Origin of the sequence: Acrocarpospora corrugata (assembly GCF_009687845.1) — a bacterium.
Classification (GTDB): Bacteria; Actinomycetota; Actinomycetes; order Streptosporangiales; family Streptosporangiaceae; genus Acrocarpospora; species Acrocarpospora corrugata.
The window spans coordinates 96512-113306 of sequence record NZ_BLAD01000063.1; the positions used below are offsets into that span (position 1 = coordinate 96512).

Annotated in this window: 24 protein-coding genes and 1 pseudogene; 10 read left to right on the forward strand and 15 right to left on the reverse strand. The window is 67.4% G+C overall.

The features are described 5' to 3' along the window. Positions 1-82: 82 nt before the first annotated feature. On the forward strand, positions 83-739 hold the full coding sequence (locus tag Acor_RS24985) for a flavodoxin family protein (RefSeq protein ID WP_155339174.1): 657 nt from the start codon (positions 83-85) through the stop codon (positions 737-739). On the opposite strand, the gene Acor_RS24990 is transcribed toward Acor_RS24985, so the two are convergent. The 7 genes from Acor_RS24990 to Acor_RS25020 all read right to left on the reverse strand — a co-directional run bounded on the left by Acor_RS24990 (position 682) and on the right by Acor_RS25020 (position 6246). Beyond that, positions 682-1218, reverse strand: a complete 537-nt coding sequence (locus Acor_RS24990; RefSeq protein ID WP_155339175.1) for a hypothetical protein — start codon at positions 1216-1218, stop codon at positions 682-684. The genes Acor_RS24985 and Acor_RS24990 overlap by 58 nt on opposite strands. Beyond that, positions 1208-1594, reverse strand: a complete 387-nt coding sequence (locus tag Acor_RS24995; RefSeq protein ID WP_155339176.1) for a carboxymuconolactone decarboxylase family protein — start codon at positions 1592-1594, stop codon at positions 1208-1210. The genes Acor_RS24990 and Acor_RS24995 overlap by 11 nt, the downstream gene beginning before the upstream one ends. A 110-nt stretch (positions 1595-1704) precedes the next feature. Beyond that, positions 1705-2217, reverse strand: coding sequence for an aromatic-ring-hydroxylating dioxygenase subunit beta (locus Acor_RS25000; protein WP_155339177.1), 513 nt, complete (start codon positions 2215-2217; stop codon positions 1705-1707). Then, a complete protein-coding gene (locus tag Acor_RS25005; protein WP_218034464.1) occupies positions 2214-3533 on the reverse strand; it encodes an aromatic ring-hydroxylating oxygenase subunit alpha in 1320 nt (439 codons plus the stop codon). Before Acor_RS25005 ends, Acor_RS25000 begins: the two co-directional genes overlap by 4 nt. Continuing rightward, positions 3530-4696, reverse strand: coding sequence for a glycosyltransferase (locus Acor_RS25010; RefSeq protein ID WP_155339179.1), 1167 nt, complete (start codon positions 4694-4696; stop codon positions 3530-3532). Before Acor_RS25010 ends, Acor_RS25005 begins: the two co-directional genes overlap by 4 nt. A gap of 438 nt (positions 4697-5134) precedes the next feature. Beyond that, positions 5135-5701 carry an OsmC family protein gene (locus Acor_RS25015; protein WP_155339180.1) on the reverse strand — a complete coding sequence of 189 codons (567 nt, stop codon included), beginning with the start codon at positions 5699-5701 and terminating at the stop codon, positions 5135-5137. Between the two features lie 350 nt (positions 5702-6051). Continuing rightward, a complete protein-coding gene (locus tag Acor_RS25020) occupies positions 6052-6246 on the reverse strand; it encodes a hypothetical protein (RefSeq protein ID WP_155339181.1) in 195 nt (64 codons plus the stop codon). Positions 6247-6311: 65 nt separating this feature from the next. Here Acor_RS25020 and Acor_RS25025 point away from each other — a divergent pair, with 65 nt between their 5' ends. Continuing rightward, positions 6312-6809: a hypothetical protein gene (locus Acor_RS25025; RefSeq protein ID WP_155339182.1), complete on the forward strand. Its 498-nt coding sequence runs from the start codon at positions 6312-6314 to the stop codon at positions 6807-6809. Between the two features lie 126 nt (positions 6810-6935). On the opposite strand, the gene Acor_RS25030 is transcribed toward Acor_RS25025, so the two are convergent. Beyond that, positions 6936-7139 carry a hypothetical protein gene (locus Acor_RS25030; RefSeq protein ID WP_155339183.1) on the reverse strand — a complete coding sequence of 68 codons (204 nt, stop codon included), beginning with the start codon at positions 7137-7139 and terminating at the stop codon, positions 6936-6938. Between the two features lie 12 nt (positions 7140-7151). Between Acor_RS25030 and Acor_RS25035 the strand changes: the two genes are divergently transcribed. Both Acor_RS25035 and Acor_RS25040 read left to right on the forward strand, forming a co-directional pair. Beyond that, the gene (locus tag Acor_RS25035) at positions 7152-7916 is read left to right on the forward strand and encodes a class I SAM-dependent methyltransferase (protein ID WP_155339184.1); all 765 of its coding nucleotides are present in this window, start codon (positions 7152-7154) and stop codon (positions 7914-7916) included. 144 nt (positions 7917-8060) lie between these two features. Continuing rightward, a complete protein-coding gene (locus tag Acor_RS25040; RefSeq protein ID WP_218034465.1) occupies positions 8061-8309 on the forward strand; it encodes a hypothetical protein in 249 nt (82 codons plus the stop codon). A 33-nt stretch (positions 8310-8342) separates the two neighbouring features. Here the strand turns inward: Acor_RS25040 and Acor_RS25045 are convergent, their stop codons facing one another. The 4 genes and pseudogenes from Acor_RS25045 to Acor_RS25055 form a co-directional block, all read right to left on the reverse strand. Beyond that, positions 8343-8648 carry a hypothetical protein gene (locus Acor_RS25045; protein ID WP_155339186.1) on the reverse strand — a complete coding sequence of 102 codons (306 nt, stop codon included), beginning with the start codon at positions 8646-8648 and terminating at the stop codon, positions 8343-8345. A gap of 33 nt (positions 8649-8681) precedes the next feature. Further along, positions 8682-9363 (reverse strand): annotated as a pseudogene (locus Acor_RS25050) (response regulator transcription factor). Continuing rightward, the gene (locus tag Acor_RS45930) at positions 9342-9551 is read right to left on the reverse strand and encodes a sensor histidine kinase (RefSeq protein WP_308805686.1); all 210 of its coding nucleotides are present in this window, start codon (positions 9549-9551) and stop codon (positions 9342-9344) included. Before Acor_RS45930 ends, Acor_RS25050 begins: the two are co-directional and overlap by 22 nt. A gap of 45 nt (positions 9552-9596) precedes the next feature. Then, positions 9597-10544 carry a sensor histidine kinase gene (locus tag Acor_RS25055; RefSeq protein ID WP_308805687.1) on the reverse strand — a complete coding sequence of 316 codons (948 nt, stop codon included), beginning with the start codon at positions 10542-10544 and terminating at the stop codon, positions 9597-9599. Between the two features lie 154 nt (positions 10545-10698). Here Acor_RS25055 and Acor_RS25060 point away from each other — a divergent pair, with 154 nt between their 5' ends. Next, positions 10699-11085: a DUF6326 family protein gene (locus Acor_RS25060; protein WP_218034466.1), complete on the forward strand. Its 387-nt coding sequence runs from the start codon at positions 10699-10701 to the stop codon at positions 11083-11085. A 409-nt stretch (positions 11086-11494) separates the two neighbouring features. Further along, the gene (locus tag Acor_RS25065; protein WP_155339188.1) at positions 11495-12058 is read left to right on the forward strand and encodes a dihydrofolate reductase family protein; all 564 of its coding nucleotides are present in this window, start codon (positions 11495-11497) and stop codon (positions 12056-12058) included. Between the two features lie 197 nt (positions 12059-12255). Here Acor_RS25065 and Acor_RS25070 read toward each other — a convergent pair whose 3' ends face one another. Beyond that, positions 12256-13263: an RNA polymerase subunit sigma-70 gene (locus tag Acor_RS25070; protein ID WP_155339189.1), complete on the reverse strand. Its 1008-nt coding sequence runs from the start codon at positions 13261-13263 to the stop codon at positions 12256-12258. 258 nt (positions 13264-13521) lie between these two features. Further along, complete coding sequence (locus tag Acor_RS42835; RefSeq protein ID WP_174876194.1) at positions 13522-13680, reverse strand: hypothetical protein; 159 nt, start codon at positions 13678-13680, stop codon at positions 13522-13524. 771 nt (positions 13681-14451) lie between these two features. Here Acor_RS42835 and Acor_RS25080 point away from each other — a divergent pair. The 4 genes from Acor_RS25080 to Acor_RS25095 are packed head-to-tail and all read left to right on the forward strand — an operon-like array spanning position 14452 to position 16029. After that, the gene (locus tag Acor_RS25080) at positions 14452-14772 is read left to right on the forward strand and encodes a PH domain-containing protein (RefSeq protein ID WP_155339190.1); all 321 of its coding nucleotides are present in this window, start codon (positions 14452-14454) and stop codon (positions 14770-14772) included. Further along, on the forward strand, positions 14769-15191 hold the full coding sequence (locus Acor_RS25085; protein WP_155339191.1) for a hypothetical protein: 423 nt from the start codon (positions 14769-14771) through the stop codon (positions 15189-15191). Before Acor_RS25080 ends, Acor_RS25085 begins: the two co-directional genes overlap by 4 nt. Before the next feature lie 17 nt (positions 15192-15208). Further along, positions 15209-15430, forward strand: coding sequence for a hypothetical protein (locus Acor_RS25090; RefSeq protein WP_155339192.1), 222 nt, complete (start codon positions 15209-15211; stop codon positions 15428-15430). Next, complete coding sequence (locus Acor_RS25095; protein ID WP_155339193.1) at positions 15427-16029, forward strand: hypothetical protein; 603 nt, start codon at positions 15427-15429, stop codon at positions 16027-16029. Before Acor_RS25090 ends, Acor_RS25095 begins: the two co-directional genes overlap by 4 nt. Positions 16030-16080: 51 nt before the next feature. On the opposite strand, the gene Acor_RS25100 is transcribed toward Acor_RS25095, so the two are convergent. Then, positions 16081-16578 (reverse strand): hypothetical protein, encoded by a 498-nt coding sequence (locus tag Acor_RS25100; protein WP_218034467.1) that lies wholly within the window; start codon positions 16576-16578, stop codon positions 16081-16083. Positions 16579-16795 lie beyond the last annotated feature (217 nt).

Here is a 16795-nt window from a genome sequence, read left to right on the forward strand (position 1 = left end):
CAATTGTGGGTAGGTTGAGGCTGCCTCAGTGTGCGGCCCCGGGGGCTTCGGTGGCGCTGAGCGGACAGGGGAGGCCCTTCGGATGAAGGTCGTTGCGTTGTCCTGCACGCAGAAGCGTCTCCCGTCGCTGACCGACGCGCTGCTCGAGGCGGCGATCACCGGCGTGGTCCGGGAGGTCGGTGACGCGGAGATCCAGCGGATTCGGTTGATCGACCATCGCATCGCGATGTGCGAAGGCGAGGACACCTGCCTTGATCCCGAGGTGGGCCGGTGCACGCTCGACGACGACTTCGAGCATGTCGTCGGTCTGGCCGAGGGTGCGCAGGCGATGCTGCTCGCCATGCCGGTGTACGCGGGGAACGTACCCGCGGTGCTGAAGATCTTCCAGGAACGCTTGAAGAGCTTCATGAACGCCAGTCAACGCCCGTTCGGCAACCTGCTGGTGGGGACGATCGTGCATTCGCGCACGATGCTGGCCGAGCCTGCACTGGGATCGTTGTTCCCGTGGTACCTGCGCCTGCGGAACAAGAACGTGGCGTCGGCGTGCTTCACCCAGAACGATCATCAGGACCTGACCCGCACCGCGGCGATCGACCTGTGTGTGGCCGTGGGCCGGCAACTCGGCATGACGCTCGACGGCAGCCGGTCGCCGGCCAACGAGCGCACGGCACTGCCGTTGGTTCAATCACCGGCTCGTCCGCGGTGCGGTGACCCGGCCGCGTCCTCTCCTGGAGCGTGAGGAGATTCCGCGCGCCAGGTGCACCCGTCGCCCGCCTGTTCGCACGACACCGTGACGTCCGGTTCCACGTAGCGGGCGGCGATGGCGGTGTTGAGTTCCTGGCAGTACGGGCACGGCGACGAGAACGTCAGTACGACGCCGGCGCGGGCGGCCCGTTTGCGGTACCGGAGGATTCCACACTCGGCGTTGCGCAGGACGGTGCCCGAGGGCTGGGGCTCACTGGTCACTGCCGAGTCGTACAGCAACAGCTGAAGCTGCAGCCGGGTCATGAAGTGATCGGTGGCGGATACCCCGGCGGGCCGTTGCGCTCGCAGTAGCTCCGCGGTGATGCGGGAGTTCGCCTGGATCCACGCAGCCAGGCCTTCTTCGCCGTGTTCTCCCAGGATGAACTCCTCTGCGGCCGCCTGGGCCTCGAAGAACCGCTGGCGCCACAGGTCGACCTTCTCGGCGAGGTCGAGGGGAGACGGTTCACTGGTCATGGTCCGCGTCCGTGGCGTCGTCCAGCTCGGCGAAAACCTCCTGGGCGACGCGCAGTCCGTTGTTGGCGACCGGCCAGCCACCGTAGTAGGCGAGCTGAATGATGACTTCGACGATCTTCTCTCGCGACATCCCGAGGTGCAGGGCGGCACCGATGTGGCCGCGCAGCTCCCAATCGGTCCGCGCCAGCGTGACGGCGGTCAGCGCGACCAGTTCGCGCTCCTCGACGCTCAGGTGCGGGCGGGTCCAGATCTCACCGAACAAGTGGTCGACGGTGATCTGCAGGAACTCCGGGTAGGAACCCGGGCGCGGTTCGCGGCCGAAGACCTGCTGGAACATGGCCTCACCCCGCTCATGTCGGTCAGACGGCTGATCCACGATCAACTCCTTCGTGTTGGCCGAACAGTTGTCAACACCAAGGCTGTGATCGTCGCCGCAGCCCCACCGGTGCCGGCGATCATGGCGGGCCGGCGGCCGTCACTGGCCGGTCACAGGATGATGCTGAGCTTTCCGTGCTCGTACAACGTCTCGTGGTCGAGCACCACGACCCGTCTCCGGACCCGGAACGACTCGCCCTCGACGACGAGCTCGGACCGGCATTTTCCGACGTAGGCGTCAGAGCGCCCGTGCCCGAACCGGTACACGACGACATTTGCCGCCACGTCGAGGTGCGTGCCCCGGTCGGTCAGGATCTCCACGTTGCTGATCATCCGATTCGTCCGCGACTGAGGGTTCTCGCACCACACCTCACCGTTGAGGAGTTGTTCGATCCGCTGGCGTAGCCGGGCAGCATCATCGTCGATGAGCCCGAGAGCATCGGCCGTCCCGCCGCGGACGTCGGTGGCCGGCACCGAGTAGCGGATGTCGTCGGTCAGCATCTCGTCGTACCACTCGAGCAGGCGCCACTCGTCGAGCAGCCGCGCCTCACGGAAAAGGAACTGGCTCACCCGGTGCCACAACCGCACCTGGGCCGCTTCGTCGACCGTCAGCTCGGTGGTCATCGTGGTTGTGCCCCTTGCATCTCGGCCCGGTGAGCGACCTCGAGGTGACCGTCGTCGCCGTGCATCAGCCGGTCCCACTGCCGCCAGAACTCGCGGGCGGGAAGCTCGTCGGTCGTCTCCGGGACCTTCTTGTTCATACCGCGTGACAGATCCGAGTAGCGGACCGTGCGGTTGAGATAACCCCGCTGGCACGACTCGACGATCTCGATGTCGTCGGGAGTGGCGAAGCCGGCGGGGCCGAGGAACGTCAGGTAGTGACTCTTGCGGAGTTCCCGGATGTCCGGATCCTCGTCCTTGGGGGCCAGGGCGACCGAGGTGATGGCCATCTGGCCGGCGCCGATCGGGTCGATCTTGCGGATCGTGATCGCGATCGCGTCGATGATCATCAAGTTGGGGAAGATCAGCACCGCGCGATTGGTGCCGGTGATCCGTTCGGCGCGTTCGGCGCCGAACCGGTCGACGAACCGTGCGGCCGTCGCCTCGATCCGCGGCCGGACCTCGGGGCCGAACATCGGCGTCCAGTAGGCGAGCGGGCGGGCTGCCGCCGGTGGCAGCTCGTTGGCTCCATGCCCCAGTCCGAGGGCGCAGCCGAAGCCGCCTCGCCGTCGTGGTGGCACCGACCCCAGCGACTCCATGTAGCCGACGTAACGCTTGTGCAGGGCCCGGAAGTGGTAGATGTCGACGCTGTTCTCCATCATGAGCTTCCAGTTGGCCCGAGCCCCGTGGAGTTGCGCACCTTGGATCACCTCCATCCCGACCTCGGACTGGTCGTCGATCAGATCGAGGTACTCCGTCGCACCCGCCAGGTACTCGGTCAAGGTGCGCGGCTGCTCCGGATCGAAGGTGACGAACACGAAACCGCGGTAACTGTCACTACGGTGCCGCGCCAGGCCGAAGTCCGCCTTCCGAAAGCCTGGCCCGTACCCGTCCGGGATCGGGACCCCGACCAGGTCGCCCTGGTTGGAGAACGTCCAGTCGTGATACGGGCACCGGAACGAGCTGGCCTGCCCGGCCGGCTGCGAGCAGATCAGAGCCCCGCGGTGAGTGCAGCTGTTCGCAAACACCCGGAGCACCCCGTCGGACCCGCGCGCCATGACCACCGGGCGCCCGCCGACGTCGCGTGCCACGTAGGAGCCCGGCCCTGGCACCTCCGATTCGTGCCCGACGTACAACCAGCAGCGATCGAAGATCCTGGTCATCTCCTGTGCGGCCAGATCGTCGTCGGTGTAGGCGCGGCGATCCACCCGGAACGAGAGGCGCTCAAGATCATCGATCACGATCGGGTCGCCCACCGGCCGCTGCAGTTCGATCGTCACTGCTGCCCCTTTCGCTGTAGCGTCTCGACCGTGCTGATGACCAGCTCGGCCGTGCGCACGGCAGAATCGCCGCACTCCTGCTGCGCGGCGCGCAGCCGGGCCCGGTAGTCCCGGGCGGGATCGAGCAGATCGGTGACAGCGTCAGCGACCGCCTGCTCGGTGACGCCGGCCGGCTCCAACGCCGTACCGAAACCCGCGCTACCCACGAAGTACGCCTGGACAGGCTGATCCACAGCCAGCGGGATCACCAGCATCGGTGTCGCCGCCCGGATCGACTCCGCCACGGAGTTGTAGCCGCCATGGGTGATGAACACGTCGGCGCGCTCGAGCACCTCACGTTGCGGCAGATACGGGGCGGTGAGCACTTCGTCGGGCAGCGCGAGCTCCTCGGTGAGATCTCCTACCGCGGCGATCACCTGTGCACCGGTCGCCGCCGCCCCGATGATCACAGTGCGCAGCAGGTCCGGCCGCCGGTAGAAGATCGTGCCGAAGGAGACGTACACCAACGGGCGGTCGGGGTCGATCCGATCCAGGCCCGAGAAGGCGACCTCGTCGCCGCGGGTCCCCGCCGCACCCGGCAACCCGACCAGCTGCACACCGTCGTCGGTGACCGCGTCGTCCCCGACGAGAGCAGGAATCGTCGGCATCAAATTGAGAATCGGCGAACGCGCCGAATGAGTCCGGGTCGACCACAACACCCCGTGCCTGGTCAGATAGTCGCCGACCTGCTCGTCGTACGGCCAGCGCCCTCGTCGATGCTCGCTCGGGCATACTCCGCCCAGGTTGGCCCAGATCATCCCGTACGGCACGCCGGACGCCTGTGCGCCGACCATGGCCGACGCCGTGACCGGCAGCGAATCGACGAGCACGAAGTCCGGCGCCGTCGCACGGAGCGCGTCAGCTGTCTGGTCTGCCACCGGCGACGACTGGAGCATCGCGCCGATCTTCGCCGGGTCGCCGCTCCACGGCGCCATCTCGACCTGCCCGATCGCGTGGACCTGCGCCTTGCCCAAAGCCTGGCGACGCTGCTCGTCGAGCACGCCACCGTCCGCGGACAACAGCAGCAGCGCAACCTCACTGCCGGCAGTTCGGAGCGCATTGACCACCGGAATATACGGGTTCAGGTGACCATGCTGAGTCGTGGTGAGAAGGGCGACGCGCATCAGATCTCCGATCCATCGAAAGAAGACGACCAGGCCGACTCAAGATCTGGCTATGGATGCACGACACCCTCCTGCCTTCAGAAACGAGTCGAGACGGCGACGCACGAACGGCAGAACTGGGCTCCCGGACAGGCGAGAACGCCCGGCAGGCGAAAGGGCCCGTCGACGTCCAGGTACTGCTACGGGGCTCTACGCATTCCCCAACATTGCTGAGGGGACATATCGATCGACGCTACTCGGAACAACCTCGAAACAACCGGTTCACCACCTGCCCCCCAGGAAGTTTCGCAAAGCGTGCCGGGATGTGCAATCGATGTCAACGCCTCGCAATTGTCACTACCACCATTCTGCTGAACGCAACTTCGACCGTGCTCCGCCTCGGCCTCCAGCCGGCGCCCTGCCCGGCTCCGCCCCGGTCTCACCGGGGACCAGGCCGGATCAGACGGTGCTGACGTCGATGTCCACCGACACGCCGTTAGTCAGCACGTCGTAGACGGAGGACCGGGCGCGGGTCTGCTCGACCAGCGCGCGCAGCTCCTCCGGCGCGGCGTCGCCCTCGATGACGAATTGCACCCGGATCGCCTGGTAGCCGTTCCTGACCTGGTCGGACAGGCCGAGGAGGCCGAGCAGGTCGATGTCGCCCTCAACGGTGGACGTCACCCGGGTGAGGGAGATGCCGTTGATGGACGCCAGGGTGGCCAGGCCGGCGGTCAGGCAGGAGGCGATGGCGTGCAGCAGGTACTCCGCCGGGGTCGGCCCGTTCCCGTCGCCCACCAGCACCGGCGGGTGATCGGCGTCGAGGAGGAACGGCTCGGCGCGGCTGGTGTCCTCCTGACCTGCGCCGTAGAAGCCCTGAATGGCGGTGCGGCTGTGGGTGCCGCTGACCCACTGGTTGACCGCCCGGAACTGGAACTTGGCCAGCTCGGGGGTGCCCTTGATCGCGTCCACGGTGGCGAGCAGGGCAGGGGTGTCCACGCCGTTGCGCGCGACGGGGGTGGTGCTCATGGCGGTGTCTCCTCACGGGGATGAGCGCCGACGGTCCGGCGCCGGCGATGTCTCAGATGCTACGGAGCCGCCCCTTCCCCGATCCCTCTCCCGGCCCGGACGCTCTGCGGCAGGCGGAGGCGCACGACCAACTCGCCGCGCTCGCGGAACCTGCAGGGCTGGACAGTGACACCGACGTGAGCCGACCTGTCCTGCCCGGCGTCGGAGGGCGCGTCACGCAGGCCTTCGCCAGCTTCGCTCCGACCGATCTCGGAATGCCAGGCACGCGCACATCCGGAACGCAGACGTGATCTGTGATCAATACGGCACCGCGCTGAGCTCGCGGAGCCGGGCGACCGCTTAGCTCCTGATCACCAGGCGGCGCGCGGCGAGTCGCCCTCACCCGGACGCTCGTCGACCGTGATCGGCACCGAGGCGACCGCGCCGTCGGCGAGGGCAACCCGGTAGGCGCGCCGCTTATGCACGTACAGGAGATGTTCGCCGGTCCCGTCGACGCTGAAGCGCAGGCTCAGCGAGGCGTCGGGCGGCAGTTCCGGCCGGGCCACTGTCCCGGGCAGCGGCCACGAGGTGCCAGGAGCTTTCGACGCCGGGCGGTAGCGGGATGTCCGCGATGAACGACCCGGTCTCGGCGTTATGTACGGCGGGCGGCACCGGGCTGAAGACAGCGGTCTTGGACCTGCCGGGGAAGTGGGCGAGCGGAGTGCGAGCGGAAAGGAAGAACCGCGGCGAGCCCGTCGCAGCCAGGGGTGCTCCGGTCGCCATGGGCTCGGCCAAGGAGGTCGCCGGCGGGAACGGGTGCTGTGCGGGACCCGAGGACACCATGGGCGAGGGCTGCGGCGGGACCGCCGTGAGCGACGGCAGCGGCGGGGACGCCGGGGGCTGGGTCGCTCTGACGATCGACACCCGGTCGGCGGCCGGATCGGTGCATCCGGCGGAACGGCATGTAGTGATCATCGTATGGAACGGCGTGCTCGACCAGGACGGGACACGATCAGTTGAGAACCATGAGGAATCGCAGCGCCGTGCGGATGAGCGCGGCGCCCAGGTGGTAGACATGCTCCTACGGCTCGATGCCCGTTCAGGCCGCCTCTGCAGGGCTGGACAGTGACGATGACGTGAGCCCGGCCTGCCCCGACAATCAGCCGGGATCCGCGAGGAAGGGTGCTCGTCGTGCCCTCAAAGGTCGGCGGGTGGTTCGGTGCATCCGGCGGTATGAAGTCGTGCAACCGGCCGGTCAGGAGACATCACGGTACAAGCTGAGGTCGAGCCCGGCGGCGGGTAGCCGTCTGGCCAGCCAGTGAGCTGGTGCGCCCCGCGCGTTTCCCGGTTCCTCCACCAGCCAGTACGCGGAGTGCGGCTTGTCCAGGAGGAGGTGGGTGGCGTCGCCATGAACCATCCGATGCGGAGTGGCGTTGGCCGCGCGGGCTCGGGACCACATACGTTCGCCTCCATGGTTGACGCAGCTTTCGGGCATCCGCGCCTCGCCGCCATCTACGACCCGCTCGATCCGGACCGCAGCGATCTCGACGCGTATCTCGCGATGGCGGAGGAGTTCGGCGCGCGGTCCGTGCTGGACATCGGGTGCGGTACGGGTGTGTTCGCGCTGCTGCTCGCCGAACGCGGGATTACGGTCACCGGGATCGATCCCGCGCGGGCGTCCGTCGACGTCGCGCGTGGCAAGCCGGGCGCGGAGCGGGTGCGCTGGCTCGACGGAGACGCGGGGGACCTGCCGCCCATGCAGATCGACCTGGTGACGATGACCGGGAACGTCGCCCAGGCGATCGCCGATCCGCAGGCATGGCGTACGACGCTGCGCGGCGCGTACAAGGCGCTGCGGCCCGGCGGGCGGCTTGTCTTCGAGACGCGCGATCCGGCGCAGCGCGTGTGGGAGGAGTGGGCGGAGTGGACGCGCGAGACCACGTACCGCATGACGGACATTCCGGGCGTCGGCCACGTCGAGACCTGGGCCGAGCTGACGGACGTGAGCCTGCCGCTGGTGAGCTTCCGGGGTACGCACGTGTTCGCTGCGGACGGCGACGTACTGACCTCGGAATCGACACTTCGCTTCCGCGAATGTACGGAGATCGAGCGGGACTTGCACGGGCACGGCTTCGTCGTCGAGGACGTACGCGACGCACCCGACCGGCCGGGCAGGGAGTTCGTGTTCGTGGCGCGGCGCGATACCGCGGAGCCCGTCCCTCCCGGAATGCCCTAGGGTGTGGGGTGCGAAAACTCGACCCTGGGGCTGCTACCTGCGATTATGCGGTGATCAAAGATGGTGGTCTGTCATGGTTGCGCATCATGATGTGGTCTCTGCTCTACCTGATCGTCCGGCGTCTCGCCGCAGGACTGGTTCTCCTTGCGCGTGGAAACGGTGCTGCGACACGAGGTCGCCGTGCTGCGCCTGCAGATCGCCCGGCCGCTGCTGCAACCGGCCGATCGGATGTGGCTGGCCGCGCTGTCGCGCCTGCTGCCCCGTGACCGCTGGACCGTGTTCTTCGTCGCCCCGGCCACGCTGGCATCGCGACCTGACGCGGCGACGCTGGAGATATCCGCACCGTACGCCTGGCCGGGCCCGCCACCGCCGCCACGGTACGCGAGCTGGTGATCCGCTTGGCGCGGGAGAATCCAAGTTGGGCTATCAGCGTATCCACGGAGAACTCAAAGGGCTCGTCACCGGATCACGGAGACGGTCGCTGCCATGGGCGTGAACTGGTTCGTGCTCATCCGCTGCCAGCCACATCCGGTCGGCCGGTTGTAGCAGTGGCCGGGCGATCTGCCGGCGCAGCACGGCGACCTCGTGCCTCAGCACCATGATCTCGACCTCCCTGGCGCCGTTGCTACGAGCAAGGAGAACCAGTCCCGCGGCGAGATGCCTAACGATCACGTAGGACCACACCATAGACGTGAGCACGGGCTCCGCCCAGCGGCTCAGGATCAGCGGCATCAGGTTCTGAACAGTGGGGCCGCGCCGGCCGGATCAGCCGGTCAGGCCGGCGTCGTGGGCGAGCAGGGCGATCTGGGTACGGTTGTTGAGGTCGAGTTTGGTGAGGATCCCGCGACACGTGCGCCTTCACGGTCGCCACGCTCATGAACAGCTCGCCGCCGATCTCCCCGTTGGACCTGCCCCGCCCCACCGCCACGGCCACCTCGCGTTCGCGGGCGCTCAGCCGGCCAAGCAGGGCACGAGCGCGCTGCCGCCGGGCGTCCGCGCCCGTCTCACTGAGGTGGGCGATGAGTTGCCGGGTCACCACCGGCGACAGGATCGGCTCGCCGTCCGCCACCCGGAAGATAGCGCGCAGAATCTCGGCGGGGAGGGTGTCCTTGAGCAGGAAGCCGCTGGCCCCGGCGCGCAGCGCGCGAAGCACGTACGCGTCAGCGTGGAAGGTCGTCAGCACGATGACCTCCGGCGGGTCGGGCCGGGCGCGGAGCCGCTCGGTGGCGGCGAGGCCGTCGACCGTGGGCATCCGGATGTCCATCAGCACGATGTCCGGGGCGCAGGCGCCGACCGCGGCGGCCACCTCGGAACCGTCGGCCGCCTCGCCCACCACGGTCAGCCCGGGCGAGGTGGCGAGGATCATCGCGAGCCCGGCCCGGACCAGCGGGTCGTCGTCGACGATGAGGATCCGGATCGGACTCTTCACGCCGGCCACGGCAGCCATGCCCAGAGCCGGAAGTCACCCGAACCGGTACGGCCGTGCTCCAGCCGCCCACCGGCCAGCCCGGCCCGTTCGGCGAGCCCGATGAGGCCGGTACCGGCGCCCGGGATGCCGGCGGTACCGGCGCCCACCGGCCACGGGTTACGGATCTCGACGGTCAGGCCGTCGCCCGCGGCTCCCCGCACGGTCACCGACACCTTGCCGCCACGCGCGTGCTTGCGGGCGTTGGTGAGTCCTTACTGCACGATCCGGTAGGCGCCGCGGCCGACCATCGCCGGTACGGCGCCCGGATCGGCCACCTGAGACTTCAGCAGTACCCGCATCCCCGCCCGCCGCGACTCCTCGACCAGCTCGGGCAGGTCGACCAGGGTGGGCTGGGGCCGGTCCGGTGGATCGGTCGCCCAGTCGGCACCTGACCGGTCTTCACGCAGCACGCCGATCACTTCTCGCAGGTCCTCCAGCGCCTGGTGCGCGCAGTCCCGGATCACCCCCGCGGCGCGGGCGACCTCGCCGTCGAGGGCGCCGAGGCGCAGCTCCAGCGCCCCGGCGTGCAGGCTCACCAGCGAGATGCGGTGGGCCAGCACGTCGTGCATCTCCCGGGCGATCCGGTCGCGTTCGAGCTGGCGGGCCCGAGCCACCAGGAGCTCCTGCTCGGACTCGGCCCGCCCGGCCCGCTCGCGCCGAGACTGCCGCCGGGTCCGGACGAACATCCCCCACGCGAGCATCGCCGTGACGCAGACGACGCCGAGTACGGCTTGCGACCAGTGCGTCATCGGCAGGTCCGGCCGGATCAGCAGGGAGAGAAACGCGGCGAGCGAATGCCCGGCCACGATCGGCGCCACCACCGCGAAGCGCCGGTGCACCGCGACGGTGAACAGCGCGATCAGCGCCACCCCGGCGGCGGCCAGCGAGTAGACGCTGAACACACCCATGATCACCGCGAAGTCGACCGGCCGGCGCCGGCGCAGCCACACGCCGAGACAGCCCAGCCCGCCCATGGCGAGATCCACGGCGCGCGGCACCGGGGGGAGACGCTGCTCGACGCCGTCGAAATGGACGAGCACGGTGAAACAGACGGCCAGTGCGAAGAACAGGACGTCCACTACCCAATCGCGCGGTGTGCGCCGGATCGGATCGCCGGCGGGCAGCGGGTCCCGACGCTCCAGGGCCGCCTGGATGGTCATGACCAGACCGTACGCGACGGCGGGTCCGGCGGCATCCGACCAAAGTCGATCCCGGAAGTCAGACCTAAGTCGCGGCGGATGCCGACCTTGGACCGAAGCGGCGCACCGGGCGCTCCGGGCAGGCTGACTCACACCGGACGCCATGGAGGAAGAAATGAATACGAAACTGAGAATATCGTCACTCTGGATCGTCGTGCTGTTCAACATGTTGTTTGCGGATGTGCTGAGTTTTATGACCCCCGGTTTTCTGCGGGAGATCATGACGGGATACGCGGGATCACTACGAATCAATCAAGAAATTCTGTTGGTGTTCGCGGTGCTCTTGGAGATTCCCATTACCATGATTTTCCTGTCCCGAATACTGGAGTGGCGGGCGAATCGCCTGACAAATATCGTCGCGTGTGTGATAACCATTGCATTTACCATAGGCGGCGGGTCGGCAACTCTCCACTATATATTCTTTGCGACCGTAGAAGTCGTGTGTATGTTACTTATTGTCTGGTACGCATGGAAGTGGCGCCAAGACGTGGCTGCAGCGTAGGCAGCCTTAACCGAACTGATCTTGAAGAGGCTCTCGGTTCATCGGGACCGGTCCTGCAACTGAACGGCTGCGGCCCCGGCCGGTGCCGCCGGACTACAGCAAGGCGCTGACCCGCCCGCAGGTAGCCACGGTGCTCGAACTGGACGTGCCGCTGCCGGAGCGGGTGCTGTGGACGCTGCTGTACGAGCGTCGGGAACTGCTTGGCGATCTCCAGCGCGGTGAGAGGGCCCGGCGCTGTAGCTGTGTGGCCAGGCGTTTGCGAGGGTGAAATCGAGATCCGGCCGGTGGTGCTCAAGCCCGCCGAGTACGCCGTGCTGAGTCCGGAACGCGAGGACTACCTGCGGACTGATTAGGTTTCCACGCCGCGCCCATCTGTACGTGTGAGATCGACTCACGAGAGGCTGGCACGATGCGGAAACTGATCTTCGGCATGAACCTGAGCTTGGACGGCTACATCGCCGCGCCCGGCGACGACCTCGGCTGGAGCGTACCGAGCGACGAGCTGTTCCAGTGGTGGTCCGACCAGATGCGGGCGAGCGATCTGTCGCTGTACGGGCGCAAGCTGTGGGAAACGATGAGCTCCCACTGGCCGACCGGCGACCAGCAGCCCAACGCTACCCCGGCGGAGATCGAGTTCGCGCGCCGCTGGCGGGACATGCCGAAGGTGGTGTTCTCCTCGACGATCGACAAGGTCGACTGGAACACCCGCCTGGTCACCGGCGACGCGGTCGCCGAGATCGCCCGGCTCAGGGCCGAGGACGGCGGCCCGATGGACATCGGCGGCGCGACGCTCGCCGGGGCGGCCATGCGGGCCGGGCTGATCGACGAGTACGTGCTGGTCACCGCACCGGTCCTGGTGGGCGGCGGCACGCCGTTCTTCACCGCGCTGGACAGCTGGGTGAACCTGAACCTGGTCGAGACGCGGACATTTCCCGGCGGCGTGGTGCTGACCCGATACGAGACGAGGCGATGAGCACGGGCCAAATGCTCGGCTCGTAACGCCAGGTCGAAATCCTTCCCGGCGTGCTCACCGCGACCCTCGGCGATGAGGGAACCTTTTCCCGGCCCTTCCTTGCGTTCCGAGTGAGCTGTTGACCGACTCGCTGAAGATGAGGACGACGGTGACGCCTGCCCGTGCGCTGGACTCGTCCACGATGAGGACTTGTCTGATCACAGTGTCGGGGGCAGGCCCAGCCATGGTTTGTCGGTGGCGTCGAATCCGGTGAGCTCGGCGATCTTCCCGTCGACGACGTGCAGGACCGCGATGGTATATAGCCGGTATTCCGGGTCGTCGGGGGTGCGGAGGTACAGCACGGCGGCAGGCATGCGGTTGACCGTCGTGGCGATACAGCGCCAGTCGTCGTGGCCGCGCTGGAAGAGCCCACCGGTGACCCAGCCGTCCACCGCGTCCTTGGCCGTGATGACCGAGGTGCCCGGCTCGGGCAGCATCGCGAAGCGCAGGTCGTCGCGCAGCAGGGCCATCAGCCCGTCGAGGTCGTTGCGCTCATGGGCGTCGATATACGACTTCACCACGCCGCGCTCGTCATCCGACAGCTCGTGGGTGGCGGGGCTCCGCCAGTCGAGGCGGCGGTCGGGCAGCTGCTCGCGCATCGTCACGCGCGCCCGCTGCAGTGCGCTGGTCACCGATGCGACGGTCAGCTCGAGGGCGTCGGCGGCCTTCGACGCCGGCCAGCCGAGCACGTCGCGCAAGATGAACACCGCCCGCTGCCGCGGCGGCAGGTGCTGGACGGCGACGATGAACGCCAGCTCGATCGTCTCCCGCGCCACCACCGATTCCTGCGGGTCCTGCGGGAGCATCCGGTCGGGGTAGGGCTGCAGGTACAGCACCTCGGAGCCGGGTTCCGGCAGCTCGGACGGTACGGGTGTGCGGTCGTTGCGCTTGTCCAGGAAGTCGAGGCAGGCGTTCGTCGCGATCCGGTACAGCCAGGTCCGCAGCGCCGCGTGGCCCTTGAACGACTCCCGCTTGTTCCACGCCCGCAGGAACGTCTCCTGCGTCATGTCCTGGGCATCCTCGTAGTTCGCGAGCATCCGGTAGCAATGCACCTGCAGCTCACGCCGGTGACGCTCGGTCAGGAGCGCCAACTGCGCGGTATCCTCCGCGCGGACCGCCGCGAGGAACGCGGCCTCGTCGGCGCCCAGCGGTCTGGTGTCGGTCATGGTCATCAATCCTTCCACCGGTGCGAGGGCTAACAGAACTGACGACGTGGCGGAGGATTTCTGATCGGTGAAGCCGCTGACACCGGGCCGTTCGCCAGGCCGGATGGGTCGGGGTCGATCCAGGGGACGTGCTCCGGGTCGGGCACACCCTCGATGTCGAGGTGGGGCCCCATAGTACTGGGGAAAGATCGGGCGGATATGGCTGGTCTGGCTGATCGCCCAGTGCAGCGGCCGATCCCGGCCGGCCAGCGGCAAGCCCTATGCGTCGTCTTCGGCGTCCGGGTCACGCAGCGGACGGTGGCTGCCGCCGAGGTCGGGTAGGTGAAAGCTGTAGTGCCCGTCGATGCTGATGTGGTGGCGCACGAACGGCGACAACCGCGGCACGTCCTCGACGAGCACCGGATAGCTCGTACGCAACGAACGACGAGACATCCCAGAAGGTCGCTTACGCTGCATTGCAGACGGCTTCTTCCCACCCCGGATAACACAGCACGATGCAGTTGAGCACGAGGCCCAACGCGGACAGCTGGTCCTCCATGCCGTCGTAGTAGGCCGTCCCGGCCGAACTGTTCGATGATCTGTTCCCGTCCCGGACCGGGCGGCCGAGTCTGCCCGCCGAGGTGGCCGCCGCATGGCCGTTCTCAACCTGGGCCGCCTGATCAACCTCGGGAATTCCTTCTGTCGGCTAGATGTCCAGCTCTCCGGACAGGTCGCGCCACTTGTTCTCGCCGTCCTTCCGGTTCTTCCATGCCGACGGTTGAGAAATCGCGATCAGCGGGCCGGTCGCTGGCTCAGGGGTTCGGCCGGCGGCCGCCCGCCTTCGACAAGGCCCAGTACCGGCACCGCAGTGCCGTGCACAAGCTGAAGCAGTACCGGGCGGGTGACCACTCGCTACGACAAGCGCGACTACATCGTCAACGGGACACTCACCGTAGCAGCGATCATGATCTTGCTCCGTGGCACCGTTCAAGAGATCATAAGCGCCCTAGGGGAGCTAGGGCAGGGTTCCCCGCATCACCTCGAGGACGGCCCAGAGGCAAAGCTTGACGATCTCCAGAGCGGTTCGGATCCGCCAGTAGTTCTTCTCGGTCATGATTCCTCCTTTCTGAGCCAAGGGAATCCGCACTCGCGTACCGTCTTGAAGGCCGACGGACATAGTGGACGCATTCGCTGGTCAGACTGGCCAGAATGGACGATGTGGACATCGACCTGGCCGCGGCGGAGACTCTGCCGGAGTTCAAACAGTTGTTAAGGCGCCTGTCGGAAAATCTGTCGCTGCGCGAGCTGGAATCGAGGGCGAAAAGCGCTAACTACAAGCTGTCGAAGTCTGCGGCCAGCCAGGCCACAAACCCTGAGGACCCCAGAGTTCCGGAGAACCGGACCGTCCGCGCGTTAGTTCGCGGGTGCGGCGAGAGCGAGGAGGAAGCGGACGAATGGGTGCGGGCCCTCATCCGCGTCACGCGTAGGGGGAACCCCGCGTCCCAGCCGAGGGCACTCAGATCGACTTGAGTGCGCTGGTGAGGTACTACGACGGACAGATCCAGCTCCCCGAGGCGATCCTGCGCGGGAACCTGGAGAAGATGCCCAACCTGGCGGCGATGGCCTCGGCGGTGGACTTCCTGGTCACGTTGATGCCCGTCACCGCCCGGATCGCGGCCCAGCACCATGCCGTGCGGCTCGACGGCGCGCCCGGCCTGCTGGCCCTGATGACGTGCGACATGGTGCTGCACCGGAGGGACGAGGCATCGCGGAGGTGGCTCATCAAGGAAACCAACAAGATCCTCAACGAGGACAAGGACGCGGAGAAGGTGCAGCTACGGCGCGTCTGGTTAACGCTTTTCACCGTCTACGCCCGGGACACGTGGCCGATCGAGGACATCCTGGACAAGTTTGTGGAACGGGTTCCCGGACAGCCCGGCCGGTTCTAACGCTCGTCTGCTTCCTCTTGGACCTGCCGACCCTGCGCGACGACGCCGAACTGGTGGCCCGCCTGCACCGCCGGCTCCTCAGCCATCAGAGCGCGCTGCCGGAAGACGCCTCACTGGAATGGCGCTGGCGGGTCAAACACTTGCTGGGCGCAACGGCGCCCAGCCCAGGTGAAGGATTCTCCCCGAACCTCACGCCGATCAAGGCGGGTCCGCTGTGCGACTATGATTTCGGGCCATGACCTATCCGTTGACGGTCTGGGAAGTCGATGGGCTCTTCCAGACCCAGACGGACAGGCCGATCGCCCTGTTCTATCCGTATGTCTTCGACCTGTCGAGGTCACCGTCGCGCCCGCTTGCGGTGGTACTGGCCGACCTGATCGGCCGCTGCCAGGCGAAGTCACCCCACGACGGCTGGGTCTGGGCGGTCCCGACGGCCGCCGAATGGCTTGCCCTGGCGGGATGCCAGGAGGGGACGGACCATCCTTGGGGAGCGGAGAAGATCGGCCCTCACCACGCCAACTTGCGTACAGGCGGTCGGCGCAGGCTGGAGCCTGTGGGAATCCGACCTGCAGGCCGGTCTGTCACCAGGACCTGGGACTGTTTAGGCAACGTGCACGAGCTGGTGGCCTGGAACGAAGATGACTACCGCCTGGCGGGCGGCTGCATGCGCAATGCGCCGAGCCAGGTCGATGCCCGCCGCTTCCGTCCCTTGCTGGGCGAGAAGCTACAGCGGAAGAACGTCGGCATCCGGCTCATCAGATACCGGGTGGAGGATGCGGAGCGCCGAATGGCCGTGCTACGCGCCTACTGCGCAAGCTATCCCTCCACCTGGATGTAGACCGAGTAGGGAAGATCCGGATCCGCCGTGAATTTCGACCGATGCACGCCCTTAGCGCACTTCAATGATCGGCCGGAGCGTTTGCGTGGGCTGAGTTCCGACCTGCCGTGATGTTGGACCGGCCGGAGTTGGAACGTCAGCGAGTTGATCAAGCAGCTTGTTCAGGGCCGCTTGGCCGTCGTCGACGGCGGCCCGTTCGTCGTCGAGAGGGGTGTAGAAGTCGCACTTGGCGCAGGCCATCCTGTGCGGACACTGCTCGAAGAAGGTGTAGCTGCAGAACCCGTGCCCCAGGTCGTAGTACTGCCACGGCCCGCCAACGGCTGCGGCTCCGTTCGCGACGGCGTCTCGGTCGACCAGGACCTCGATGGTGCGGACATTGCGTTCGAAGTAGCCGTCGTTCTGGTAGGCCTTGGCGAGGGTGGTGGGGGTGATCTTGGCGTACTGCTGAGTGGAATCTGGTGACCGATGTCCCAGCCAAGCTTGAAGCTCGAACAGCGTCATCGGCTCCTTGGCGTTGTAGAGCTGGGTGGCGATCGGCAGCTTGGTCAACCGTGATACTGAATAGCCCACAACGAGGGCCCTTACCGCCGGATCTCGCGGACTTGTTCCTCACGGGCCGCAGAGGGCCCGCTACCTCCACGCGGTGGCGGAGGGAGCGGGCCAGGTGTGGAGACGCGGCCATCGAGGTCCGGCCCGCCGCCTATCCGGTCTGCTGCCGGGATCGCCTGCTCGTCACCTGCCCGGTTGCTGCTCGGTCCGTACGGGG